The organism is Deinococcus wulumuqiensis R12 (assembly GCF_011067105.1).
GTDB lineage: Bacteria > Deinococcota > Deinococci > Deinococcales > Deinococcaceae > Deinococcus > Deinococcus wulumuqiensis.
In genome coordinates this window covers 796,800-818,394 of the sequence record NZ_CP049357.1, presented here as the reverse complement: position 1 = coordinate 818,394, position 21,595 = coordinate 796,800, and the positions used below count along the sequence as shown (strand labels likewise).

At 63.6% G+C, this 21,595-nt stretch carries 21 protein-coding genes and 1 CRISPR repeat array (1 of these 22 running past the window's edge); of the genes, 11 read left to right on the top strand and 10 right to left on the bottom strand.

Annotated features, from left to right (window positions below):
• Positions 1-295 precede the first annotated feature (295 nt).
• The 4 genes from G6R31_RS03910 to G6R31_RS03895 are packed head-to-tail and all read left to right on the top strand — an operon-like array spanning position 296 to position 4,795.
• Entirely contained in the window at positions 296-1,576 is a 1,281-nt protein-coding gene (locus tag G6R31_RS03910; RefSeq protein ID WP_017871829.1) for an SWIM zinc finger family protein, read from the top strand.
• Complete coding sequence (locus tag G6R31_RS03905) at positions 1,573-3,048, top strand: DUF5691 domain-containing protein (protein ID WP_017871830.1); 1,476 nt, start codon at positions 1,573-1,575, stop codon at positions 3,046-3,048. The genes G6R31_RS03910 and G6R31_RS03905 overlap by 4 nt, the downstream gene beginning before the upstream one ends.
• On the top strand, positions 3,045-3,677 hold the full coding sequence (locus tag G6R31_RS03900) for a hypothetical protein (RefSeq protein WP_017871831.1): 633 nt from the start codon (positions 3,045-3,047) through the stop codon (positions 3,675-3,677). The genes G6R31_RS03905 and G6R31_RS03900 overlap by 4 nt, the downstream gene beginning before the upstream one ends.
• The gene (locus G6R31_RS03895) at positions 3,674-4,795 is read left to right on the top strand and encodes an ATP-binding protein (protein ID WP_017871832.1); all 1,122 of its coding nucleotides are present in this window, start codon (positions 3,674-3,676) and stop codon (positions 4,793-4,795) included. Before G6R31_RS03900 ends, G6R31_RS03895 begins: the two co-directional genes overlap by 4 nt.
• On the opposite strand, the gene G6R31_RS03890 is transcribed toward G6R31_RS03895, so the two are convergent.
• Both G6R31_RS03890 and G6R31_RS03885 read right to left on the bottom strand, forming a co-directional pair.
• On the bottom strand, positions 4,796-5,140 hold the full coding sequence (locus G6R31_RS03890) for a type II toxin-antitoxin system PemK/MazF family toxin (protein WP_017871833.1): 345 nt from the start codon (positions 5,138-5,140) through the stop codon (positions 4,796-4,798).
• Positions 5,134-5,379 (bottom strand): hypothetical protein, encoded by a 246-nt coding sequence (locus G6R31_RS03885; protein ID WP_017871834.1) that lies wholly within the window; start codon positions 5,377-5,379, stop codon positions 5,134-5,136. The genes G6R31_RS03890 and G6R31_RS03885 overlap by 7 nt, the downstream gene beginning before the upstream one ends.
• A gap of 28 nt (positions 5,380-5,407) precedes the next feature.
• On the opposite strand from G6R31_RS03885, the gene G6R31_RS03880 reads away from it, so the two are divergent.
• The 6 genes from G6R31_RS03880 to G6R31_RS03855 all read left to right on the top strand — a co-directional run bounded on the left by G6R31_RS03880 (position 5,408) and on the right by G6R31_RS03855 (position 12,185).
• The gene (locus G6R31_RS03880) at positions 5,408-6,271 is read left to right on the top strand and encodes a hypothetical protein (RefSeq protein WP_017871835.1); all 864 of its coding nucleotides are present in this window, start codon (positions 5,408-5,410) and stop codon (positions 6,269-6,271) included.
• Positions 6,268-8,535, top strand: coding sequence for a DUF5682 family protein (locus G6R31_RS03875; protein ID WP_017871836.1), 2,268 nt, complete (start codon positions 6,268-6,270; stop codon positions 8,533-8,535). The genes G6R31_RS03880 and G6R31_RS03875 overlap by 4 nt, the downstream gene beginning before the upstream one ends.
• Positions 8,532-8,969, top strand: a complete 438-nt coding sequence (locus G6R31_RS03870) for a DUF4274 domain-containing protein (RefSeq protein WP_164993960.1) — start codon at positions 8,532-8,534, stop codon at positions 8,967-8,969. Before G6R31_RS03875 ends, G6R31_RS03870 begins: the two co-directional genes overlap by 4 nt.
• Positions 8,970-9,117: 148 nt before the next feature.
• Complete coding sequence (locus G6R31_RS03865; RefSeq protein WP_164994000.1) at positions 9,118-10,101, top strand: IS4 family transposase; 984 nt, start codon at positions 9,118-9,120, stop codon at positions 10,099-10,101.
• 136 nt (positions 10,102-10,237) lie between these two features.
• Entirely contained in the window at positions 10,238-11,452 is a 1,215-nt protein-coding gene (locus G6R31_RS03860; protein WP_017872001.1) for a VWA domain-containing protein, read from the top strand.
• A gap of 103 nt (positions 11,453-11,555) precedes the next feature.
• On the top strand, positions 11,556-12,185 hold the full coding sequence (locus tag G6R31_RS03855; protein ID WP_017872000.1) for a nucleotidyltransferase family protein: 630 nt from the start codon (positions 11,556-11,558) through the stop codon (positions 12,183-12,185).
• Here the strand turns inward: G6R31_RS03855 and G6R31_RS03850 are convergent.
• The 8 genes from G6R31_RS03850 to G6R31_RS03815 all read right to left on the bottom strand — a co-directional run bounded on the left by G6R31_RS03850 (position 12,158) and on the right by G6R31_RS03815 (position 18,379).
• Complete coding sequence (locus G6R31_RS03850) at positions 12,158-13,189, bottom strand: XdhC family protein (protein ID WP_017871999.1); 1,032 nt, start codon at positions 13,187-13,189, stop codon at positions 12,158-12,160. The genes G6R31_RS03855 and G6R31_RS03850 overlap by 28 nt on opposite strands.
• A complete protein-coding gene (locus G6R31_RS03845; protein ID WP_017871998.1) occupies positions 13,176-13,373 on the bottom strand; it encodes a hypothetical protein in 198 nt (65 codons plus the stop codon). The genes G6R31_RS03850 and G6R31_RS03845 overlap by 14 nt, the downstream gene beginning before the upstream one ends.
• Before the next feature lie 78 nt (positions 13,374-13,451).
• Positions 13,452-14,540, bottom strand: a complete 1,089-nt coding sequence (locus G6R31_RS03840; RefSeq protein ID WP_017871997.1) for a catalase family protein — start codon at positions 14,538-14,540, stop codon at positions 13,452-13,454.
• Positions 14,537-14,734 (bottom strand): hypothetical protein, encoded by a 198-nt coding sequence (locus tag G6R31_RS03835; protein ID WP_164993959.1) that lies wholly within the window; start codon positions 14,732-14,734, stop codon positions 14,537-14,539. The genes G6R31_RS03840 and G6R31_RS03835 overlap by 4 nt, the downstream gene beginning before the upstream one ends.
• A gap of 49 nt (positions 14,735-14,783) precedes the next feature.
• Complete coding sequence (locus G6R31_RS03830) at positions 14,784-15,224, bottom strand: DoxX family protein (protein WP_017872041.1); 441 nt, start codon at positions 15,222-15,224, stop codon at positions 14,784-14,786.
• Complete coding sequence (locus G6R31_RS03825) at positions 15,221-16,192, bottom strand: oxygenase MpaB family protein (protein WP_017872042.1); 972 nt, start codon at positions 16,190-16,192, stop codon at positions 15,221-15,223. The genes G6R31_RS03830 and G6R31_RS03825 overlap by 4 nt, the downstream gene beginning before the upstream one ends.
• Positions 16,189-16,860, bottom strand: coding sequence for a TetR/AcrR family transcriptional regulator (locus G6R31_RS03820; RefSeq protein ID WP_017872043.1), 672 nt, complete (start codon positions 16,858-16,860; stop codon positions 16,189-16,191). Before G6R31_RS03820 ends, G6R31_RS03825 begins: the two co-directional genes overlap by 4 nt.
• Positions 16,861-17,395: 535 nt before the next feature.
• A complete protein-coding gene (locus G6R31_RS03815; protein WP_164994001.1) occupies positions 17,396-18,379 on the bottom strand; it encodes a transposase in 984 nt (327 codons plus the stop codon).
• A gap of 569 nt (positions 18,380-18,948) precedes the next feature.
• On the opposite strand from G6R31_RS03815, the gene G6R31_RS03810 reads away from it, so the two are divergent.
• Positions 18,949-19,932 carry an IS4 family transposase gene (locus tag G6R31_RS03810; RefSeq protein ID WP_164994000.1) on the top strand — a complete coding sequence of 328 codons (984 nt, stop codon included), beginning with the start codon at positions 18,949-18,951 and terminating at the stop codon, positions 19,930-19,932.
• 369 nt (positions 19,933-20,301) lie between these two features.
• Positions 20,302-21,595: direct repeats of the CRISPR family, unit length 37 nt; unit sequence GTTTCAGTGCCCTAACGCTGGGCTTCTTCGATGTGGC; it runs 2,165 nt beyond the window's last position.

Sequence of the window (21,595 nt, the reverse complement as noted above, 5' to 3'; positions counted from 1 at the left end):
CGCGGGGGTTTTTGCTGATACGGATTCCGCTTCATTCCTGCACAGTCGGGAAAGCGCCGCCTGTGCATCCATATCGCAGAATCCGTATTTTTTCCTACTCGCATCCGCTCTGCTGCGCAGCTTTGCAAGTCGGATTGAATCTGAAACGACCAGATTCAATCGGAATCCGTATGAAACCGCGCCCCGACCCTGGGGCAGGCGAGCCAGGTCCTTCATCCCGGAGCGTTCCCGACTTGCCAGAGGGAGAGACATCGCTTACAATTACGCCAATAACATAACGACGAAGGAGTGGTTCATGCCCCTGACCCTGACACCCGAAGCTGTCGCTGCCCTCGCCCCCGACCCTGCCAGCCTGAAGGCCGGCCAGAAACTCACGGCTCCCGGCAAGTGGCCTGTCCTGGCCCACGACGGCGATGTGGTGTGGGGCGAAGCGCAGGGCAGCGGGGCGCACCCGTATCTGGTCGCCGCCGACCTGCGCACGCCGGACATCGCCACCAAGTGCAGTTGCCCCAGCCGCAAGTTTCCGTGCAAACACGCGCTGGGGCTGCTGCTGCTTCACGCTTCGGGGGCGGGTGACTGGAAAGCCCTCGCCGTACCCGAGGAGCTGAGCAGGTGGCTGGAAGGTCGCCAGGCCCGCGCCGAGAAGCCGAAAACCGAGCCGAAGGAGGCCGACGCCGCGCAGCAGACCAAAACGTGGGCCAAGCGCGAAAAAAAGATGGGGGCGGGGCTGGAAGCATTGGAGCTGTGGCTGGCCGACCTGGTGCGCGAAGGGATTCTGGCGGCCCGCGGGCGCAGTTACGGGGAGTGGGATGGGCAGGCGGCGCGAATGGTGGACGCCCAGCTTCCGGGCGTGGCGCGGCTGATTCGCCAGATTCCCGACCTTCTGCACGAGGAGGACGGGCAGGCGCTCACGGCCCATCTGGGCCGCCTCTATCTGCTGGTGCGGGCATGGCAGGGCCGCGACAACCTCAGTGAGAACGAACGCGCCGACCTGCTGACTGCGCTGGGAATGCCGCTGGACCGCGCCGGACTGACGCGCAGCGACACGGACGACTGGTTGGTGGCAGGCAGCGTGACCGAGGAAGAAGGTCGCCTGACCGTGCGCCGGACCTGGCTGCTGGGGGGCGGGGGCGAGGTCGCCCTGCTGCTGGACTTCGCGCCCCAGAATCAGCCGCTGGGCGCGGGCCACCCGCCGCTGCACCGGCTGAGCGGCGCACTGTCCTACGCCCGGTCGGCGTTCGCGCAGCGGGCCGTGCTGGAAGGCGCACTGGACGGCGGCCCCTCGGCGCTGCCTGCCCGAGCCTCCGCGCTGGCCGACCTCTCGCGTCAATGGGCGCAGGCGCTGGCGCTCAATCCCTGGCTGGAACGGGTCGGGGTCCTGCTCGGCCCCGTCCACTTCGCACCGGGGCAGGTTTGCGACGCACAAGGACAGGCCGCCGCTCTGCACCCCTCGGCCCCGAACCTGTGGCACCTGCGGGCACTGGCCGACACCGAACCTGCCTACGTGTTCGGGGAATGGGACGGCGTGACCTTTTTGCCGCTGACCGTGACACCGCAAAGTGAGGCGACCCCATGACGCTGAAAGAACTGGCGGCCACCGCCCTCCGCGGCACCGCCCGCGCCGACGTGCCCCCCCCACCACACACGCCACTGGGCGAGGCTCTGGCCCGCGTTCAGGCCGAGACCCCCGAAGCCACGCTGCTGGCCCGCGCGGCCCTGAGCGGCCTGCACGCCCGCGCTGGCGCGGTGATGGAGAGGGCCGAGACACCGCCCCCCGCGACCCTGCCCCCCGCCGGGAAGCCGCTGCCCGCCCCGCTGTGGCCGCTGCTGCGGCAACTGCTGAACGGTCCGGCCTTCGAAAGTGCCCTGCACGACCTGTCGGCAAGAGAATGGACGCTGAGCGCCGCGCAAGTGCTTCAGCTTTACGCGAGCCATCCGACGCTGGCGGCGGGGCTGTGGCCGTTGCTGGACGAACGCGGCAAAGCTGTGCTGAACGCGCACCCACTGCACAAAGCCTGGGAAAAAGCCGAGGCGCAGGCCCAGTGGGAAGCCCGCCTGGACGCCCTGCGGGAAGCGCGAGAAGCTGATGCAGGTGCGGGCGCGGCGCAAACCCTGGAACTCTGGAAGGAAACCGACGCCGACGGACGGCGCGACCTGCTGGACATGCTGAAGCAGGACATCCTCCCTGAAGATTTGCCACTCCTCCAACACGCCGAAAAAGACCGCTCGGCAGAGGTGCGGCGGCGGGCGCGAATGCTTCAGGGGCATCTGCCGGGGCCGCTGCAAGACGAACTTCTGGCGCTGCTTCCGCAAGCGGTGCAGGTGCAGCAGAACAAGATTTCTTTCAAGCCCTTCGACCTCCCCGAAGCGTTGGGCAAGGTTAAAACGGGTGCCTACGACGACTCTGACCTTCACCGTCTGCTGGGGGCACTGCCTTTTGAACTTATTCGTAAAACGTTAGGCGTACAAGGCCCGGCTCTGGCGACGGCTGCCCAGAAGAAAAACTGGGCGCTGGGGCAGTCCATCCATCAACTGGCGCGGGAGTACACGCGCAGACTGGTGGCCAAGCGCGATCTCATACGGATTCCGCTTAATTCCTGCACAGTCGGGAAAGCGCCGCCTGTGCATCCATATCGCGGAATCCGTATTTTTTCCTACTCGCATCCGCTCGGATTGAATCTGAAACTACCAGATTCAATCGGAATCCGTATCAGGCAGCCTCAAGCTGGCGAAGTGCCTGCCACCACCACGCCTGAGCAGGTTGTGGAGTGGCTCAAGTCCATTCAGGAGAAGGGGCAGCGCGACCCAGCGACCCTTGACCTTCTCGCTCAGTCCCTCGACCCCGCCACCGAAATTGCTATGCCTGAGCCGTTGCCGTTGGTGCTGCCGCGCCCTCAAGGTTCCCACCATCCGCCTGCCGCCTGGCAGGAAAACCAGCAACACCTCCATGCCGAACGTCAGGCCGAAGCTGAAGCCGCGTGGCGTTCGCTGACCGGAATTTTGCGGCTGCGGCGCGAGTGGGCGCGGATACTGGAGGAAATGACATGACCGACCTCGCCGCCCTCAAGCGCGAAGCCCGCCGCAAAGGAACGCCGCCAGAGCGTTTGCTGGAGCTGGCAAGGATGGGGCCAGAGTTGGCGCGGGAAGTGGCGAGGAGCGACAACACGCTGCCGGACATCCTGGCGCGACTGGTCAACATTCAGCCGGACGATTTGCCGACCTTGCAGAAGGTGGCCGCCAACAAACGCACGCCTGCGCAAACGCTGACCGAACTGGCGGCGCACCCACAGGCCGAAGTGGTGTGGTGGGCAGCAGGAAACCCAGCGACTCCCCTGGCCTGCCTGGAAGCCCTGACCGAGCATCCCGCGCCCAAAGTCCGTTCCTGGCTGGTGAGCAACCCGGTGATGCCGCTGTCGGTACTGGTGCGCTGGCAGCATGAATTTCCACATCTGACGTATCAGGCCCTCAAAACGCTGGTGGAGTACGGCGAGGGAGCGGAATTCTCAGCGGAAGAATTGACCCGCGCGCTCATTTTGACCGACTTGATCCCCGCTCCCGCCGCCCTACGGCTGCTTCCTTTTCCAGAATTCCACCGCACATTGCTGCAAAACGCCGACAAAATCGCTGCTTCCGTCCGCCCTCAAATTCTCGCCCAACTTCAAGGAGAAACCCCATGACCAAGAAAACCCCTAAAGCCCAAGCCCTCGCCGAAGCCCCTCAGCCCGAAGTCCTGCGCCAGCACGCCGAGCAGCAGTACGCGCACGAACTCGCCGCGCTTGCCGAGGCCGATGCGTTCCCCCGCCCGCCCAAATGGAACCTCTCGCCCCGCGCCGTGCTGACGTACTTGCTGGGCGGCACGGCAGGCGACACCGAAATCACGCCCAAGTACGTGGGCGAGCGCCGCTTGATGGAAATCGCGGTGGCGACGCTGGCAACCGACCGCGCCCTGCTGCTCATCGGCGTGCCCGGCACGGCCAAAAGCTGGGTCAGCGAACATCTGGCGGCCGCCATTTCGGGCGACTCCACGCTGCTGGTGCAGGGTACGGCGGGCACCGACGAGCAGGCCATCCGCTACGGCTGGAACTACGCCCGCTTGCTGGCCGAGGGGCCGAGCGAGGCCGCGCTGGTGGAAAGCCCCGTGATGCACGCCATGCGGGGGGGCAAAATCGCCCGCCTGGAGGAACTCACCCGTGTGCAGAGCGACGTGCAGGACACGCTGATTACCGTGCTGTCCGAAAAGACGCTGCCCGTCCCCGAGCTGAACACCGAGGTGCAGGCGGTGCGCGGCTTCAACCTGATTGCCACCGCCAACAACCGCGACAAGGGCGTGAACGAGCTGTCCAGTGCGCTCAAGCGCCGCTTCAACACCGTCGTGCTGCCCGTGCCCGACAGCCTCGAAGACGAACTGAGCATCGTCACCCGCCGCGTGGACGCGCTGGGCCGCAGCCTCGGCCTGCCCGAAGTCCCGCCCGCGCTGGACGAACTGCGCCGCGTGGTCACGGTCTTCCGCGAGTTGCGCTCCGGCGTCACCGAGGACGGCAAGACCAAACTCAAGACCCCCAGCGGCAGCCTCAGCGTGGCCGAGGCCATCAGCGTGGCGGTGAACGGCCTGACACTGGCCGCACATTTTGGCGACGGTGAACTGAGTAGCCGCGACATCGCCGCCAGTTTGGTGGGCGCAGTGGTCAAAGACCCCGTGCAAGACCAGCAGGTCTGGAACGAGTATCTGGAAACGGCGATTAAAAAGCGCGAGGGGTGGAAGGAGTTTTATCTGGCGTGCCGGGAGGTGAGTTGATTAGAGGCCCAGCACGAGACGCAGTCCCGCGTCTACGGCCCGCATGTCCAAGAGGCTCAGCGTATGCACATAGTCCAGAAATTCGCTCTTGTTCACGACTTGCAGACTGGTCACGTTGACCACGCTGGGCTTAGGCAGGCGCGTTTGCTCAGGCTCCAACAACACATTGCCAGGGGCATTCGCCAAGACTTCTTTGCTGCTAAGAATGGCGGTCAGGACGGTATTCAGCCCGCTGCGGTTGTAGCTATCGGCCTGAATGACCAACACAGGGCGGCGAAAGCCGGGGCGACTGCCCACGGGTTCACCGAGGTCAACCCACCAGATGTCACCGCGCTGAATCACCATTCGCTGCGCTCAAAAGCACGGCGGGCGGCTTCTTTGCGAAATTCGGCAGTTTCGGGGTCTTCGCCACCCAGCGGCCCGTACACAGCGTTGAGTTGCTCCGTGATGGCTGCGTCCTCCTGCTCCTTCAAGAAGTGACGCAGGGCCGTGGCATACAACTCGCTGCGGCTCAGGCCCATGCGCTGGGCATAGGCTTCGGCAGCATGGAACGTCTGGTCATCAAGCGAAATAGCCGTTTTCATACCCAAAGTATAACCAAAAGGAGAACTCATGGAGAATCAGCAAACCAGCAAATTTGGTCGCCCACTTTCTGAACTTTCCCAAGTGGACTGGGCCAATTTGGAGCACGCTTACGGCAGCGCCGAGGACGTGCCCGCGCAGCTTGAGGCCATTGCCGCAGGCGACGAGGAAGCCTATGCCGACGCCTTCGGCAATCTGTGGCACCAGTGGACGACTTACAGCGCGACGCCACACGCAATTCCGTTTCTGATTGGGATTTTGGAGACGGGCCAAAGTGAACTGGACATTCTCAGTTTGCTTTCGGTTATAGGTAGTGGCCATGGAGACGCGCAGGAAGCTGTACTGGCGGCGCTCCTCAAAGGTTTGCCCGTCTACTTGCCTTATCTGCACAGTCAGCAGCCCGAAATCCTTACTTCGGCGGCTCGCCTTTGCCGTGACCTGATTCTGGAAACCAAGGACGCCGCCGCACTTGAGGCCATGCAGGACGCACTTCTAGCCCAGCCTGACCCCGATTTGCAGGCCGCCCTGCTGTACTTTCTGGGTTGTGCGGCTCCGCTGATTTCGGAGGTCGAAGCCTTCGCCAGAGCGCAACTTGAGCGGGAAGACGCGCCGCTCCTATCGCTCTCAGCGGCGTTGGCGCTGGCTCATCACTTGGGAAAAGATGCGCCGTCCGAGGTTACGGAAGTCATCCTCTCCGCTCTTGCCGACGAAGAAACTGAGGAACGTGGTGAAGCTCTTTTCCTCGACCCAGACAACATTTTTGATGAGATAGCGAAGGCGGGCAAAGCCCTTGGGCAAGCTCAGGCTTTTGCGGTGGCTTTCAGGAAACAAGCTGAAGTGACAGGTGACGAGCATTTACTGGACTACTTAGACGAGTTGGAGGACTGGGAATGACCCTCCACCTCCTCCCCATCCGGCACCATGGCCCCGGCAGCGCCCGCAGCGTGCTGGCCGCGCTCGACGCCCTGGCCCCCGCCACGCTGCTCGTCGAAGGCCCGCCCGATGCCGACCCGCTGATTCCCTTTCTGGCCGACCAAGGCACGGTGCCACCCGTCGCGGTGCTGGCGCATGTGCATCTGTCTCCCGAACAGTCCGTGTTCTACCCGCTGGCCGAGTTTTCGCCCGAGTGGGTGGCGATTCGCTGGGCGCTGGAACGGGGCGTGCCGGTGGGGTTCATGGATTTGCCCGCTGCGGTGACTTTGGCGCAGGAACCCTCACCCCTCGCTGCGCGAGACCCTCTCCCAGAGGTAGAGGGTGAAAAAAGCTCTCTCCAAGGGGAGAGGGAAGGAGAAGCGCAGCTTCGGGAGGGTGACTTGCAAAGCTGCGAAGCAGAGGGGTTAGTTCAAGACCCCCTCGCCCTGCTCGCTCAGGCGGCAGGCTACAGCGACTTTGAGCGCTGGTGGGACGCGCTAGTCGAGTCACGTGGCGAGGGCATTTTTGACGCGGTGAACGAGGTGATGGCCGCCCTGCGCGAAGAGGACGCAGGCCACACCTCAGAGCGCGACCTGCTGCGCGAGGCCCAGATGCGCGAAATCATCCGCACTGCCCTGAAAAAAGGCGATGTAGCCGTGGTCTGCGGCGCATGGCACGCGCCCGCCCTGACGTCTGAAGCGCTGGAGCGCGAGAAAAAGGCCGACCCCGCTCGCCTCAAGGGGCTGCCCAAAGTCAAAACCAGCCTCACGGTGACGCCCTGGACGCACGGACGGCTCACGCAGGCGAGCGGCTACGGCGCGGGCATCACCTCGCCGGGGTGGTACGCGCACCTGTTTCGCACGCCGCAGCACGTCTCCGAAAGCTGGCTGACCCGCTCCGCGCGGCTGCTGCGCGAAAAGGGGCTGGACGCCTCCAGCGCACAGGTCATTGACGCGACGCGCCTGGCCGACGCTCTGGCCGCTTTGCGTGGGCGCAGTCTCGCGGGGCTGGACGAACTCACCGACGCGACGCAGGCCGTGTTTGCGTGGGACAGCGACACGCCGCTGCGCCTGCTGTCCGAGCAGCTTTTCGTGGGCGAGGTGCTGGGCAGCGTCCCCGCCGAGGTGCCCGCCGTGCCGCTGGCGCAAGACCTCGCGGCGACGCTCAAAACATTGCGGCTCAAGCAGGAGGCGACCACCCGCGAAGTCACCCTCGACCTGCGCGAGGACGCGGGTCTGAACAAATCGCACCTCTTTCACCGCCTGAACGTGCTGGGCATTCCCTGGGCGCGGGAAAGTCATGCGCGGGGCACGGGCACCTTCAAGGAAGAATGGACGCTGCGCTGGGAACCCGAGTACGCCGTGCGGCTGATTGAGGCGAGTCGCTACGGCAATACGCTGGTGCGGGCGGCGAATGCGGCGGCGGTGTCCCGTGCCCGCCGCGCCGACCTCGCGGAACTCTCCAGGCTGCTGGAAGTCACCCGACTGGCGAACCTGCCTGACGCGGCCCGTTTTGCCCTCGCCAAACTGGACGAACGCGCCGCGAGTGCCGACACCGCCGCGCTGCTGGACGCTCTGCCGCCGCTGGCCCGTCTCGCCCGCTACGGCGACGTGCGCAGCCGCGAGGGAGACGACCCGCGCCCCGTCTTCCGCACGCTGACCGCCCGCGCCGCCGCAGGACTGCCCAATGCCGCCCACGCCCTGAAAGACGACGCCGCGCAGGACTTGCAAAAGCAGTTGGCCGAGGCTGACCGCGCCGTGAGGCTGCTCGACGACGCCGAAGCGACGGCGGAATGGGTGTTGGCCCTGCACGCGCTGGACGCCGAAGGCACCGCCCCATTGCTGCGCGGGGACGCGGTGGCGCGGCTGCGTGACCGTCAGCTTCTCGACGAAGACACCGTGCGGGGACGCCTCGGCGCGGCATTGGCCCCCGGCCAGGACGTGCCCACCGTCGCCGCGTGGCTGGACGGGTTTCTGGGCGAAGGCGGCGTGACCCTGCTGCACGACTCCGCTGCATTGGGGCTGCTGGACGACTGGGTGGTGGCACTGGACGAGGAACAATTTGGGGAAGTGCTGCCCGCGCTGCGGCGTTCGCTCTCGCGCATCAGCCCGCCGGAGCGTCGGCGATTGGGCGAAGATTTGCGCGGCCTGGAGCGGGAAACCGCGAGTGCTGAGGTGAATGACGAACTGGGGATGCTGGCCGTGGCGACTGGGCTACGGCTGCTGGGGGTGGGAGACGCAAAATGAACAGATACACGCGAACGGTCATCAACTATCTCAGAAATGCACCTGACGAACACTGGATATCTTATGTCTGTCAATCAAATGATGATGCCAATAAAGACGTTCTGGCTTGGATGATTGAGCAACCGCGCATGCCCGATTCTGCTGCGCTTGCGCTGTACTGGATAATGGACCCCGTTTTCTTCTTGAAAGTTGAGGACGAAAAAGACATCTGGGACAAGGTGGATCACGAAATCGTTCGCACCTTGGAACGAGGCCTGCTGGAAGTCTCATACAAGGCCGCGGCTTTCGGTTTCGACCCACGCAAGGACCGGATTATGCGAGAAGATTGGGTCACCAGTCAGGGCTTCTACTTGAAAGAGGGCTCAGTAGGTGACAACTTCAGTTCGATGTCGTCCCAGACGGGAAAAATCAACAGTCGGCCCCATCAAGCTTGATGGGGCCGACTGTTCGCGGTCTCCTGGGAGTGTGAAATCGACAGAATCCACTGCTCAACAAGCTACCGTACTCACACAGCACTTCAAAGCGCACGCCAGTCATCTCCGCATCGACACGCTCCAGCGGCTCATTGACGTCCTCCTGGCGATGATTGCCGCGAGAAGCGTCAATCATCACGATCTGAGTGCCCATATGCCAGGGATGAGTACCCCGCAGGGCAAGAAGAGACGAGCAGACCGGACCTTCCGGGATGAGCAGCTGGACATGGGCTTTTTCATCGCCCTGCTCGTCGCCCACCTGCCACCAGGAAAGGTTTTGCTGAGTCTGGACCGCACCAACTGGGAACACGGGGAGACGCCCATCAACTTTCTGGTGCTTGGAGCCGTGGTCCACGGCTTCACCCTGCCCCTGATCTGGGTGCCCCTCGACGAGTCCGGGAACAGTCACACGTACGCCCGGATGTGGCTGGTGTTGAAGCTGCTTCGGGCCTTGCCAGCGAAACGCTGGCTGGGCCTAGTGGCTGATCGTGAGTTCATCGGTGCGGAATGGTTCCGTTTTCTCCGTCGTCAGGGCATCAAGCGGGCCATCCGCATTCGGCACAGCGACATGCTGGACGATATGAGCGGGAAAGAGTGGTTTGAGCATGTCCAGCACGGTCATTTTCACGAGATCAGCGAAAAGGTGTTTGTGTTCGGGGAGTTGATGCGGGTGGTGGCGACGAGGTCACCTGTGGGTGACCTCATCATCATCGCTACCGATTTCAATGCTCGGAAGACCTGGAAGCTTTACAAGCAGCGCTGGTCAATTGAGTGCACCTTCAGCAGCTTCAAAACGCGAGGCTTCGACCTGGAGCGAACGGGGATTACAGAAAAAAGCCGTCTACAACGGCTCTTTGGTCTGGTGACGCTGGCCTGGATGTTCTGTTTGCAGCTGGGGGTCTGGCTCGGCCAGACCCATCCCATTCCCGTCCTGAAACATGGTCGCAGAGCGGTCAGCCTGGTGCGTCACGGTGCTCAGCATCTCGTGGATGCCCTGCGTTGGAAACCCGAACGATGCAGGGCTTTCCTGGAACTGCTCACCCGTCCTTTCTGCCCGCCAGGCGCGGCTGGAGACGAAGTTGTCACCTACTGAGGAAAGAGGGAACCTCCATTCCGCCCCAGCTGCTGGAAGCAATAGACCGCCCGCAGCTTGACCCCGCTCCTCTGCCAGACGGCAACGAGGGGCTTCCTGAATATGTGCTGGCAGACATGTATGACTGGGAGGAGGAATGACCCAACCCGAATCCCAAGAACGCCTCCGCCGCTGGCGACTCCTCCTCGGCGGCCCTGGTCGCAGCGGCCAAAGCGCCGACGGCATCGGCTGCGAACTGAATGCTCAGGACACCCGCCTCGACGCCGCCTTAGCCGCCCTCTACGATGGCGCAGGCTTCAAAGTGCAGGGCGACAAGCCGACCAAAAAGGAAAGCAAAGGCGTGGGCCTGGGCCAATCCGCCCCGACGGTGGCCGCGTGGCTGGGCGAGGTGCGCGACCTGTTTCCGCAATCCACCGTGCAGGTGCTGCAAAAGGACGCGGTGGAGCGCCTCAACCTGCGCCACCTGCTCCTGGAACCCGAACTGATGGACACCATTGAGCCGGACGTGAATATGGCGGCGACCCTGCTGAGCCTCAAAGACGCGATGCCGTCCGAGGCCAAAGCGGTGGCGCGGCAGGTGGTCAAGAAGGTGGTGGACGAGCTTTCGGCGCGGCTGGCCGAACCGCTCCGCAGCGCCGTCACGGGCAGCCTCAACCGCTCGCAGCGCAACCTCCGCCCCCGCCAGAACGAAATCGACTGGGGCAAGACGGTGCTGAAAAACCTCAAGACCTACGACCCGGAGCGCAAAACCGTCATCCCCGAAAAGTTGGTCGGCTACGGGCGGGCGCGGCGGCACCTCAAGTCGGTCACGCTCTGCCTCGACCAGTCGGGGAGTATGGCCTCCAGCGTGGTCTACGCAGGTATTTTCGGTGCGGTGCTGGCGAGTTTGCCCGCTCTCAAGACGAATGTGGTGGTGTACGACACGGCGGTGGTGGACCTCACCGAGCAGCTGTCCGACCCGGTGGACGTGCTGTTCGGCGTGCAACTCGGCGGCGGTACGGACACCTCACCTGCGCTGGAGTATTGCAAGTCCTTCCTGAAGTCGCCCGAAGACCATGTGTTTGTCCTGATTTCCGACCTCTACGACTCGGACGGCCCGCAGATGATTCGCCGCCTGGCCGAGTTCCGGGAAGCGGGCGTGCGCGTCATCGTGCTGCCCGCGCTCGACGACGACGGCACGCCGAGCTACCACCACGAGTACGCCGCGCAGATTGCCGCGCACGACATCCCCGTATTCGCCTGCACGCCCGAGCATTTCCCAGGGCTGATGGCGGCGGCCCTCGGTGGGGAGGACGTGGCAGCGTGGGCTGCCGCGCGGGGGTTGGTCGCGGCGCGGGCCAAAACGCAATAGCGGGCACCCGTCAGAGGCTCAAGTCTGGGTTATCTGGACGATGTACGGATTCCGATTGAATCTGAACCTCCCAGATTCAATCGGAATCCGTATAAAGTGAGCTATGGCTCTGGCGTGCATCCTTCTGGCGGCGGGCGCGGGGTCGCGGCTGGGCGGGGGAAAGCCGTTGGCCCTCCTGGCCGGGCGTCCGCTGGTGCGCTGGGCGGCGGAGGTGGTGCTGGCAGCGGACTTTGACCACCTCCTGGTCGTGGGGCCACCCGGCGAACGGGGAGAAGCGGTGCGGGCAGCGCTGAGTGGTTTGCCCGTCCAATTTGTCACCCAGCCGCAGCCCGAACTGGGCCTGCTGGCGTCCTTTCAGGTTGGCCTCCAAGCCCTACCGGAAGGACTAGAGGGCACTGCACTGGCCCTAGCGGACATGCCTTTCGTGACCCTGCAGACGTATCAGAACCTGCTCGGCCTGCACGCCCAGACCCGCTCCCCGCTGGTGCTGACGCGCTACGGCGGCGAAGTCTCAGCCCCGCCGCACCTGTTCCGGCGTGACCTGTTTCCCGAACTGCTGGCGCTCCCCGCCGCCGACAGAGGACCGCGTGAAGTCGTGCGACGTTACCGAGGGGAAGCGGTCATCAGCGAGCGCCCCACCGAGGAAGGCCGCGACATCGACACCCCGGCTGACCTTGCCCGCGCCCAGCAGGAGTGGGCATCGGGTCATTCCACTCGCTCGGATAAGGGCTGAGCGCCCGCGCCCCGCACCGTCTGTACGTACTCGGAGAGCACACTAAGGGCAATTCCGGCAGGCGAACTCAGACCGAGGTCAAGCCCCGCCGGGGTGCGGAGGTGGGCTAGAGCGTCCGGCGGCGTGCCCGTCTCGGCCATGAAGCGCACCAGGGCCTGCCCCCGGCGGCGCGAGGCCACCAGCGCCACATACGACGCCGGGCCGCCCAGCACCCGCCCCAGCACCGAGAGTTCGTGGGCGTAGTTGTGGGAGAGCACCACCACACCATCACCCGGCTTCAGGTCGGGCAAGAGCAGGTCATGCCCCGCCGGAACAATCAGCCGCTCGTGTGCGTCGGGCAGGTGCGCGGGGGTCATCCGCCCGGCTTGGTCGTCGGTCACCACCACCCGCAGCCCCAGCGTCCGCGCCATCTTCGCCATCGGCGGGGCCACCGGGTCAGCGCCTACGATGAGGAAAGTGGGGGGGGCAGGACGCTGCTCGGTGAAGGCCTTCGCCTCGTCCGGCACGGCCTGCGGCGAGAGGTCGCCCGCCGCACTCCTGGCCCAGGTCGGCCCCGCGCCGTCGCCCAGCGGCGTGAAGACCTGCACGTCCTCGCCCGCCTCGCGCCGCGCCGCCAGCCACGCCCACAGGGGATGCCCCGGCGACATCGGCGTGAGCTGCGCGGTCACGTTTCCTGAGCAGGTCAGCCCGAACTCGTAGTCGTCCCCGCTGCCCAGGTTCAGCGAAACGAGCCGCCCCGAGCCGCTCTCCTGCACCGCCTCCACCTCGCGCCGCAACTGCCCGTCGGCGCAACTGCCGAGGGTGAGCGTGCCGCGCAGGGTGCCGTCGGCCAAAGCCCAGGCGCGGCGGCCTGCCGCCTGGCCCCGGCCCCCGCTGCCGACGAGGGTGATGAGCACCGCCCCCTGTTCCCCCTGCCCGGCCCCCTGCCCCGCAAGCTCGGCGCAGAGGGACAGGAAGGTGGGGTAGGTCTCGTCAATGGCGTTCAGAGCGTCAGAACTTGCCAAAGCGGGTGAGTTGGAAAGGCGTGAACTGCTGGGCCGTCGGCTCGTTCCTGGTGACGGTGGCGCTGACGGGCTTTTCCGGCGCGGGCAGCGTGCGGGGGGTGAGCGCGGGGGGAGTCTGAACTGGAGCGGTCTGGGCGAGGGCCACCGTGAGCAGGGCGGCGGTCAGGGGCAAAATTCGTTGCATGTGAAATCCTCCAGGGGAAGTTTGCCGGGAATGGAATGAGTGAACAGTGTGCCAGTTGCCGCTTGCCTCAGCCCGGCGTCAGTCTGGAATCTCGGCAATACTTTTTGGCTCTACGCGGGGCTGCACATTCATCTCATGGCGGAAGCGGCTGGACATCTCGTAGGCCGGGATGCGGACGCGCATGATAGACCCCAGCGGGCGGTGCTCGGGCAGGCAGTGCCAGGGGTTGAACGAGAGCTTGTCTTCGGAAAAGACGCGCCGGGCGGGGCTGTAGGCTTCCTGCGGCGGAATGACGAGTTTGGCGATGGGCTGATGCGGCGAAAGGGCTTCGTCCCACAGCACCGAGGCGTCTTCCACCGGCATCTGCTCCAAGTCCACGCACAGTTGCGCCCGCAGTTCGTACTCGGCTCCGTGCTCGCGGAAAAAATCCACCAGCAGGTCGCGGTGAAGCGACGGATTCTTGCTGGCGTCCACAACCTGCCCGGTCAGCGCCCGAACCTCCGGGGAGAGCGGCGCGGCGCTGAGTTTGGCAATGTAATCGCCGTAGCGCAAAGCCGCCATCGTGTGATAGGTCTGCCCCAGCAGGTGCTCGTTGGGCGCAGCGACATTCTGCACGAGCGGGTTTTGGAGGCCGAGGAACTCCAGCACCTTGTTCGTACCGCGTGCCAGCGCCGCCAGTGCCCGCTGCGCTTCCTCGGGGGCGTCTTCTTGCATCGCCAGGATGGTCTGCATTTCCAGGTACTTCTCGACGGTGCCAAAGGGAATCACGGGTTGCGACACCATCAGAAAATCCTGCGTCAGCTCGTGCTTCTGGCTTTCCAGCACCTTTTCGCCGGGCACGCCTATCACCTTGACCGCCATGCCGTGCGGCACGGGGATGCTGTCGTCGCGGATTTCGCCAGGTGCACTGGAAAAGCGGATGACCACCGGGTAGGTCTGGGGAGTGGCAAAGAGGCCCTGCGCGAGGTGCGGCGGCAGATCGGGGTAAATCTGGAGCTGGCCCACCACCGTGCCGTGCCCCTTGGCGTGGGCGTCGCGGATGGCGTGGCGGTGGCGGTCAAACGACTTGACGTTGGCCGCGTGCATCAGCTCCACGATTTTGTGAATCTGCTCCTGCTCGTTGGGCTGCAAGGTTTCGACTTCGGGGGAGTAGGGGACGTAGGTCATGGGGACTCCTGGTAAGCGTCAGAAAAAGAGCGGGGCCGGGAATACTGCCCCACCCGCCGCCGCTCGGGGAATTCAGCCTGCCGCGCCCCCGAACCGGACAATCGAATCGGCTTGAGGGTACGGCCCCTTTCCGAGTCCTCGGCGGCCCGGTTGATGTCGGCGGCCTGTACGGGGATGGTCTGTTGCTCGGTCATGGGGGGTTCCTCCTGGGTGGGGGGGGGGAGGTCGGGGCGGGCCGGGAACTCAGCCGCGCCGTTTGCCCAGCGCCCCCTTGTTGCCAATTGCCCCCGTACTCCACAGCGCCGCCGCTACCAGCACGGGCTGGAAAAACAGCCGGATAAAGCGCTTCTGGTCGGTGTCCAGGCCAAAGGCACTCGTGCGGGTGAGGTACTGCGAGATGTTGCCGGGGAAAATGGCGACGAAGAAGGCGGCCAAGAGCATCCCCACCGTGCGGCGCTGCGGCTGCTTGGTCGCCAGCATCGCCACGCCGAAGGAAATCTCGGCCACGCCCGAGGCCAGCACCACGAAGTCTTTGTCGAGCGGCAAAAAGTCCGGCACCTGCGCCTGAAAGTCCTCCCGCACGAAGGTCATGTGGCCGATGCCCGCGAACGTCATGAAGCCCCCGAGCGCCAGCCGGGTCAGCGTCTGCGCCGTGGTTTCTTTTGTCTGGTCACGCCCGCTCATGCTTCCGCCCCCTTATGGCCGTCTTGTGCCCCGGTCATCCCATGCGGGAAGGGGCAGCCCGCGCCCAGATTCGGCCCTGCCCCGTTCAGCCCTGCCCCGTTCAGCCCTGCCTCGCCGGGTTTGGGGTGCTTGAAGGTGCCCAGCTCCTCGATGCGGAAGCCGTTGGAGTAAGATTTGACGTTCCCTTCCGAGAAGAAGGCAACGCTCTCCTTGGGCGGCAGCAACTTGACGACCTCTGCCCGCAGCCGCAGCGCCCCGCGCACCAGCGTCCGCGCCAGCTTGCCGGGGTCGTCGTAGCGGAAGGCCTCAAGCAGCGGCTCGTCCATCACCGCACGGCTCATGACGCTCACCGCCGGGGCCGCCTGCGCGGGGTAGAACTCCTCTAGGGTGCGCAGCGTGGCGTCGGCCACCTTGCGCCCGCCCGCGTCAAAGGCGAAATGCGCGGCCTCGTAGGAATCCATCAGGTGCGCGAAGCCCTCGTAGGTCTCGGGGATGTCCTGAATGCCCATCAGCCGCCCCAGTTCGCGGTACACATTGGTGATGGCCGCTTCCTCCTGCGGCAGCAGCTTGCGCCAGCCGTAGTCCCGAATCCAGCGCACGGGCACGACCACGAAGGTGGAGAGCACGTACAGCATCTCGCCCTGGGAGATGTCGTACATCCCGTGCATCTGGTTGATGCGGCGAATGGCGGCGCGGCCCGTCGGGCTGGTCAGGCCGTCTTTCAGCGGGATTTCCAGCAGCAGCGCGGTGTCGTCGTAGCGCTTCTGGGTGTGCTCGGTGAGTTGGCGGGTACGCAACAGCAGCGACCCGATGGACGGCACGCCGTAGGTGCGGAAGAGCGCGAGGTTGAGCGCCTGATTCATATCCCACGGAAAATCGTGGAAGGTGAGGTTCTGGAAGATTTGCAGGTAATCGGTGTCGGGGTTCAGCTTGGCGTTGGCACGCTGGTAGTAGGAGCGGTCTTTCACGCGGGGCTCTCCTTGGCCGGATTCCAGGCCAGCAGGCGGGCGACGTCCTCTTCGCCGGGGGCGGGGGGCAGCGGGCGAGGCGGCGGACGAACGGAAACGGCCTCTAAAAAGAGTTCGGCGTAACGGATCCACAGTTCAGGCTGCCCGGCGCTGCGTTCCAGCAGGGCGCTGAGCATCAGGTGCAGCACCCGCAAGTCCTGGTGGGTGATGTCGGCCCGCACCTTGCCCTGAGCGTGGCCCCGCTCGGTGAGGGATTGCAGCACCGCCGTCAGCTCCTGCGCCTGCGCGTGCCCGGCGGCTCCGAGCTTGTCGGGGCTGAACATGATTTCGCGCAAGGCCCGGTGCCGCGCTTGGAGGCCGACTGTCTCATGCAGAAAGTGGCGCAGCCCTTCCCAGGCGTCGGGAAAGGTAAGCGCCTCCTGCGCGGTAGCAATCGCGGTGTGGGTGATGTCGGCCATGACCTCGGCGAGGAGTGTGCCCTTGTTGGGGTAATTGCGGTAGATGGTGCCCACGCCGACGCCCGCGTGGTGGGCAATGTTGTCCAGCGTGACACTCAGCCCCTGCTCGGCAAACACCTCGTGTGCCGCCGCCAGAATCCGCCCCCGGTTCTGGGCGGCGTCCCGGCGCTGGGGCCTGCGGGAGGCGAGTGCGGATGGCTGCGGCGACATGGCGATGTTGTAGCATAAATGGAGATGGCTTCTCCACTTGATGTGCGGAAGCTGGTATGGGAGGACTCCCCATGAACAAAACTGTAACCAACCCCCTCGGCCTCGCCCTCTTTGCTGGCGTGGGCCTCGCCGCCTATCGCTATTGGGGGGTGTTTTAAGGAAGCTGCTACGAAGCGCAAAGTGAGGACTTTCACGAGCCGAAAGCTCACGGTGCCGTGAAGGGGATAAAAACTGCCTACGCAGATCGCGCAGGCAGCAGACAAGTCATTTCATTGAGTTCCGCAGCTCTGATACGGATTCCGCTTAATTCCTGCACAGTCGGGAAAGCGCCGCCTGTGCATCCATATCGCAGAATCCGTATTTTTTCCTACTCGCATCCGCTCGGATTGAATCTGAAACTACCAGATTCAATCGGAATCCGTATTACCTTCAACGAGGTAAAACTACCCGTGATGCAGCCTGAAATTCAGGCTGCTTGTTGCAATGCCTCTTGCCAAGCCTGTATTGAGGAGGTCTGGTTCACTCGTCTTTGCCCTCAGTAGGTGACAGCTTCACTTTCAGCCGCTCCTGGCGGGCAAAAAGCCTGGATTGACACCTCCAGGATCGCCATGAACTGTTGGGGTTTCCACCGGAGGGCATCCACGAGATGCTGAGCACCGTGCCGCACCAGACTGACCGCTCTCCGACCATGCTTCAGAACGGGGATGGGCCAGGTCTGGCTGAGCCAGACCCCCAGGCGCAAACAGAACATCCAGGCCAGTGTCACCAGGCCGAAGAGTCGCTGTAGACGACTTCTCTCCGTAATTCCGGTCCGCTCCAGGTCGAAGCCTCGCTTCTTGAAGCTGCTGAAGGTGCACAGGGTGGACCAGCGCTGCTTGTAGAGCTTCCAGGTCTTCCGAGCGCTGAAATCTGTGGCGATGATGACGAGGTCACCTACAGGTGACCTCGTCGCGACTACCCGCATCAACTCCCCGAACACGAACACCTTTTCAGCGATCTCGTGAAAGTGACCGTGCTGGACATGCTCAAACCACTCTTTCCCACTCATGTCGTCCAGCATGTCGCTGTGCCGAATGCGGATGGCCCGCTTGATGCCCTGACGACGGAGAAAACGGAACCATTCCGCACCGATGAACTCACGATCAGCCACCAGGCCCAGCCAGCGTTTCGCTGGCAAGGCCCGAAGCAGCTTCAACACCAGCCACATCCGGGCGTACGTGTGACTGTTCCCGGACTCGTCGAGGGGCACCCAGATCAGGGGCAGGGTGAAGCCGTGGACCACGGCTCCAAGCACCAGAAAGTTGATGGGCGTCTCCCCGTGTTCCCAGTTGGTGCGGTCCAGACTCAGCAAGACCTTCCCTGGTGGGAGATGCACGACGAGCAGCGCGATGAAAAAGCCCATGTCCAGTTGGTCATCCCGGAAGGTGCGGTCCGCCCGCCTTTTCTTGGCTTGTGGCGTGCTGATACCGGGCATGTGGGCACTCAAATCGTGATGATTGACGCTCCTCGCGGCAATCATCGCCAGAAGGACGTCAATCAGGCGCTGGAGGGTATCGATTCGGAGGTGACTGGCGTGCGCTTTGAAGTGTCTTGTCAGTGCGGTAGCCTGCTGGGCAGCGGATTCTGTTGATTTCACACTCCCAGGAGACCGCGAACAGTCGGCCCCATCAAGCTTGATGGGGCCGACTGTTGGTTTTTTCCCTCTGGGACGAGGGCAGACCGAAGTTGTCGCCTGCTGAGGGTTGTGATCACTTCTGCCGTACAGACCCTAGAAGCTTTGCTACACGGAAGCGTCCCGTACCACAGGCAGCCCGAAAGCCACACGACACCTCAACACTACGAATTGTGGCAAACAAAACTGTGGCACCTCAGTAGGTGACAACTTCAGTTCGATGTCGTCCCAGACGGGAAAAATCAACAGTCGGCCCCATCAAGCTTGATGGGGCCGACTGTTCGCGGTCTCCTGGGAGTGTGAAATCGACAGAATCCACTGCTCAACAAGCTACCGTACTCACACAGCACTTCAAAGCGCACGCCAGTCATCTCCGCATCGACACGCTCCAGCGGCTCATTGACGTCCTCCTGGCGATGATTGCCGCGAGAAGCGTCAATCATCACGATCTGAGTGCCCATATGCCAGGGATGAGTACCCCGCAGGGCAAGAAGAGACGAGCAGACCGGACCTTCCGGGATGAGCAGCTGGACATGGGCTTTTTCATCGCCCTGCTCGTCGCCCACCTGCCACCAGGAAAGGTTTTGCTGAGTCTGGACCGCACCAACTGGGAACACGGGGAGACGCCCATCAACTTTCTGGTGCTTGGAGCCGTGGTCCACGGCTTCACCCTGCCCCTGATCTGGGTGCCCCTCGACGAGTCCGGGAACAGTCACACGTACGCCCGGATGTGGCTGGTGTTGAAGCTGCTTCGGGCCTTGCCAGCGAAACGCTGGCTGGGCCTAGTGGCTGATCGTGAGTTCATCGGTGCGGAATGGTTCCGTTTTCTCCGTCGTCAGGGCATCAAGCGGGCCATCCGCATTCGGCACAGCGACATGCTGGACGATATGAGCGGGAAAGAGTGGTTTGAGCATGTCCAGCACGGTCATTTTCACGAGATCAGCGAAAAGGTGTTTGTGTTCGGGGAGTTGATGCGGGTGGTGGCGACGAGGTCACCTGTGGGTGACCTCATCATCATCGCTACCGATTTCAATGCTCGGAAGACCTGGAAGCTTTACAAGCAGCGCTGGTCAATTGAGTGCACCTTCAGCAGCTTCAAAACGCGAGGCTTCGACCTGGAGCGAACGGGGATTACAGAAAAAAGCCGTCTACAACGGCTCTTTGGTCTGGTGACGCTGGCCTGGATGTTCTGTTTGCAGCTGGGGGTCTGGCTCGGCCAGACCCATCCCATTCCCGTCCTGAAACATGGTCGCAGAGCGGTCAGCCTGGTGCGTCACGGTGCTCAGCATCTCGTGGATGCCCTGCGTTGGAAACCCGAACGATGCAGGGCTTTCCTGGAACTGCTCACCCGTCCTTTCTGCCCGCCAGGCGCGGCTGGAGACGAAGTTGTCACCTACTGAGCTGTGGCACAACCCGTTTGGTGGCGCACCTACTGCAAACCACTAAAGCAAAAACCCCGCGCTAGGCGGGGCTTTTTCTTGGAGCTGAGGGTTGGACTTGAACCGACGACCTACTGATTACGAATACTCATCCGGGTTTTCCGGCATTTTCCGTGATGTTCCAAAAACGCCCACTGGGAGAGGGTTTTTGCGTGTGAGGCGTCTGGCTTTTTCCGGCTTTTTCCAAGGCTTTCCAGAAAAACTGTGGCACAACTGTGGCACAAAAGCCTTGGCTGTTTTCCGTGTTGACAGGTCGATTCTGGGTAAGCGAATCCTTGGTCTAGCGGCCCAGCCACGAGCCAGCGGCCGGCGCAGGTTCTTGATCTTCGTGTTTCAGTGCCCTAACGCTGGGCTTCCTTGATGTGGCGCTCGCCGGAGTTCGCTGCTGCCGCTGCTGTCTGTTTCAGTGGCCTAACGCTGGGCTTCTTCGATGTGGCATTCGAAGCGATGAAGGCAGCGCAAGCCCTGTTTCCTGTTTCAGTGCCCTAACGCTGGGCTTCTCCGATGTGGCTTCGTCCCGATGCCCGAAGCGCCCTCTCCCCTACCGTTTCAGTGCCCTAACGCTGGGCTTCTCCGATGTGGCGTTCCCGGCCTTTGGCCTGCGCTTGCCGCCCCTCTCCTCTGCCGGTTTCAGTGCCCTAACGCTGGGCTTCTTCGATGTGGCTTCCGGGCGAGGCTCCGCACATGGCTCGGCGTGAGGTTTCAGTGCCCTAACGCTGGGCTTCTTCGATGTGGCCGACCTCGAAGCCGAGATGAACAAGCCTGCGCTGACGTTTCAGTGCCCTAACGCTGGGCTTCTTCGATGTGGCTGGCTGACCCAGCGCGACAGCTATGGCACGCCGCAGTTTCAGTGCCCTAACGCTGGGCTTCTTCGATGTGGCTTGTCGCCGCCGTCGATGTACTCGCCGTCGCGGGGTTTCAGTGCCCTAACGCTGGGCTTCTTCGATGTGGCTTGGCGGCGTTCGCGTTGCCCTGGAACAGCAGGTAGTTTCAGTGCCCTAACGCTGGGCTTCTTCGATGTGGCTCGAGGGTTGCGCCGTCTTTGGTGACGTGCAGCGTCTGTTTCAGTGCCCTAACGCTGGGCTTCTTCGATGTGGCTTCAGGCTTTCGTTCGCCTGGAGGATCTCGTCCAACTGTTTCAGTGCCCTAACGCTGGGCTTCTTCGATGTGGCAGAGGTCTAGCGTCTCGTCGCCCCACTTTTTGAGCGTTTCAGTGCCCTAACGCTGGGCTTCTTCGATGTGGCGCTGGTGACTTCCTGCCACGTCGCGCCGTCGCGGAGTTTCAGTGCCCTAACGCTGGGCTTCTTCGATGTGGCTTGGGCAGGGCAGCAGTCCCACCGCCAGCAACAGGTTTCAGTGCCCTAACGCTGGGCTTCTTCGATGTGGCCTACACGCCCAGGCTGTGGCGCTGGCCGAGCGGGGTTTCAGTGCCCTAACGCTGGGCTTCTTCGATGTGGCGGTACGCCCCAAGTTCGCGCACCTGCTCACTCGGGTTTCAGTGCCCTAACGCTGGGCTTCTTCGATGTGGCAGCCATGTGGTCACTCCCATAGGCCCGATGATGGCGGTTTCAGTGCCCTAACGCTGGGCTTCTTCGATGTGGCGAGCGTGAGCAGCACCGTGCCG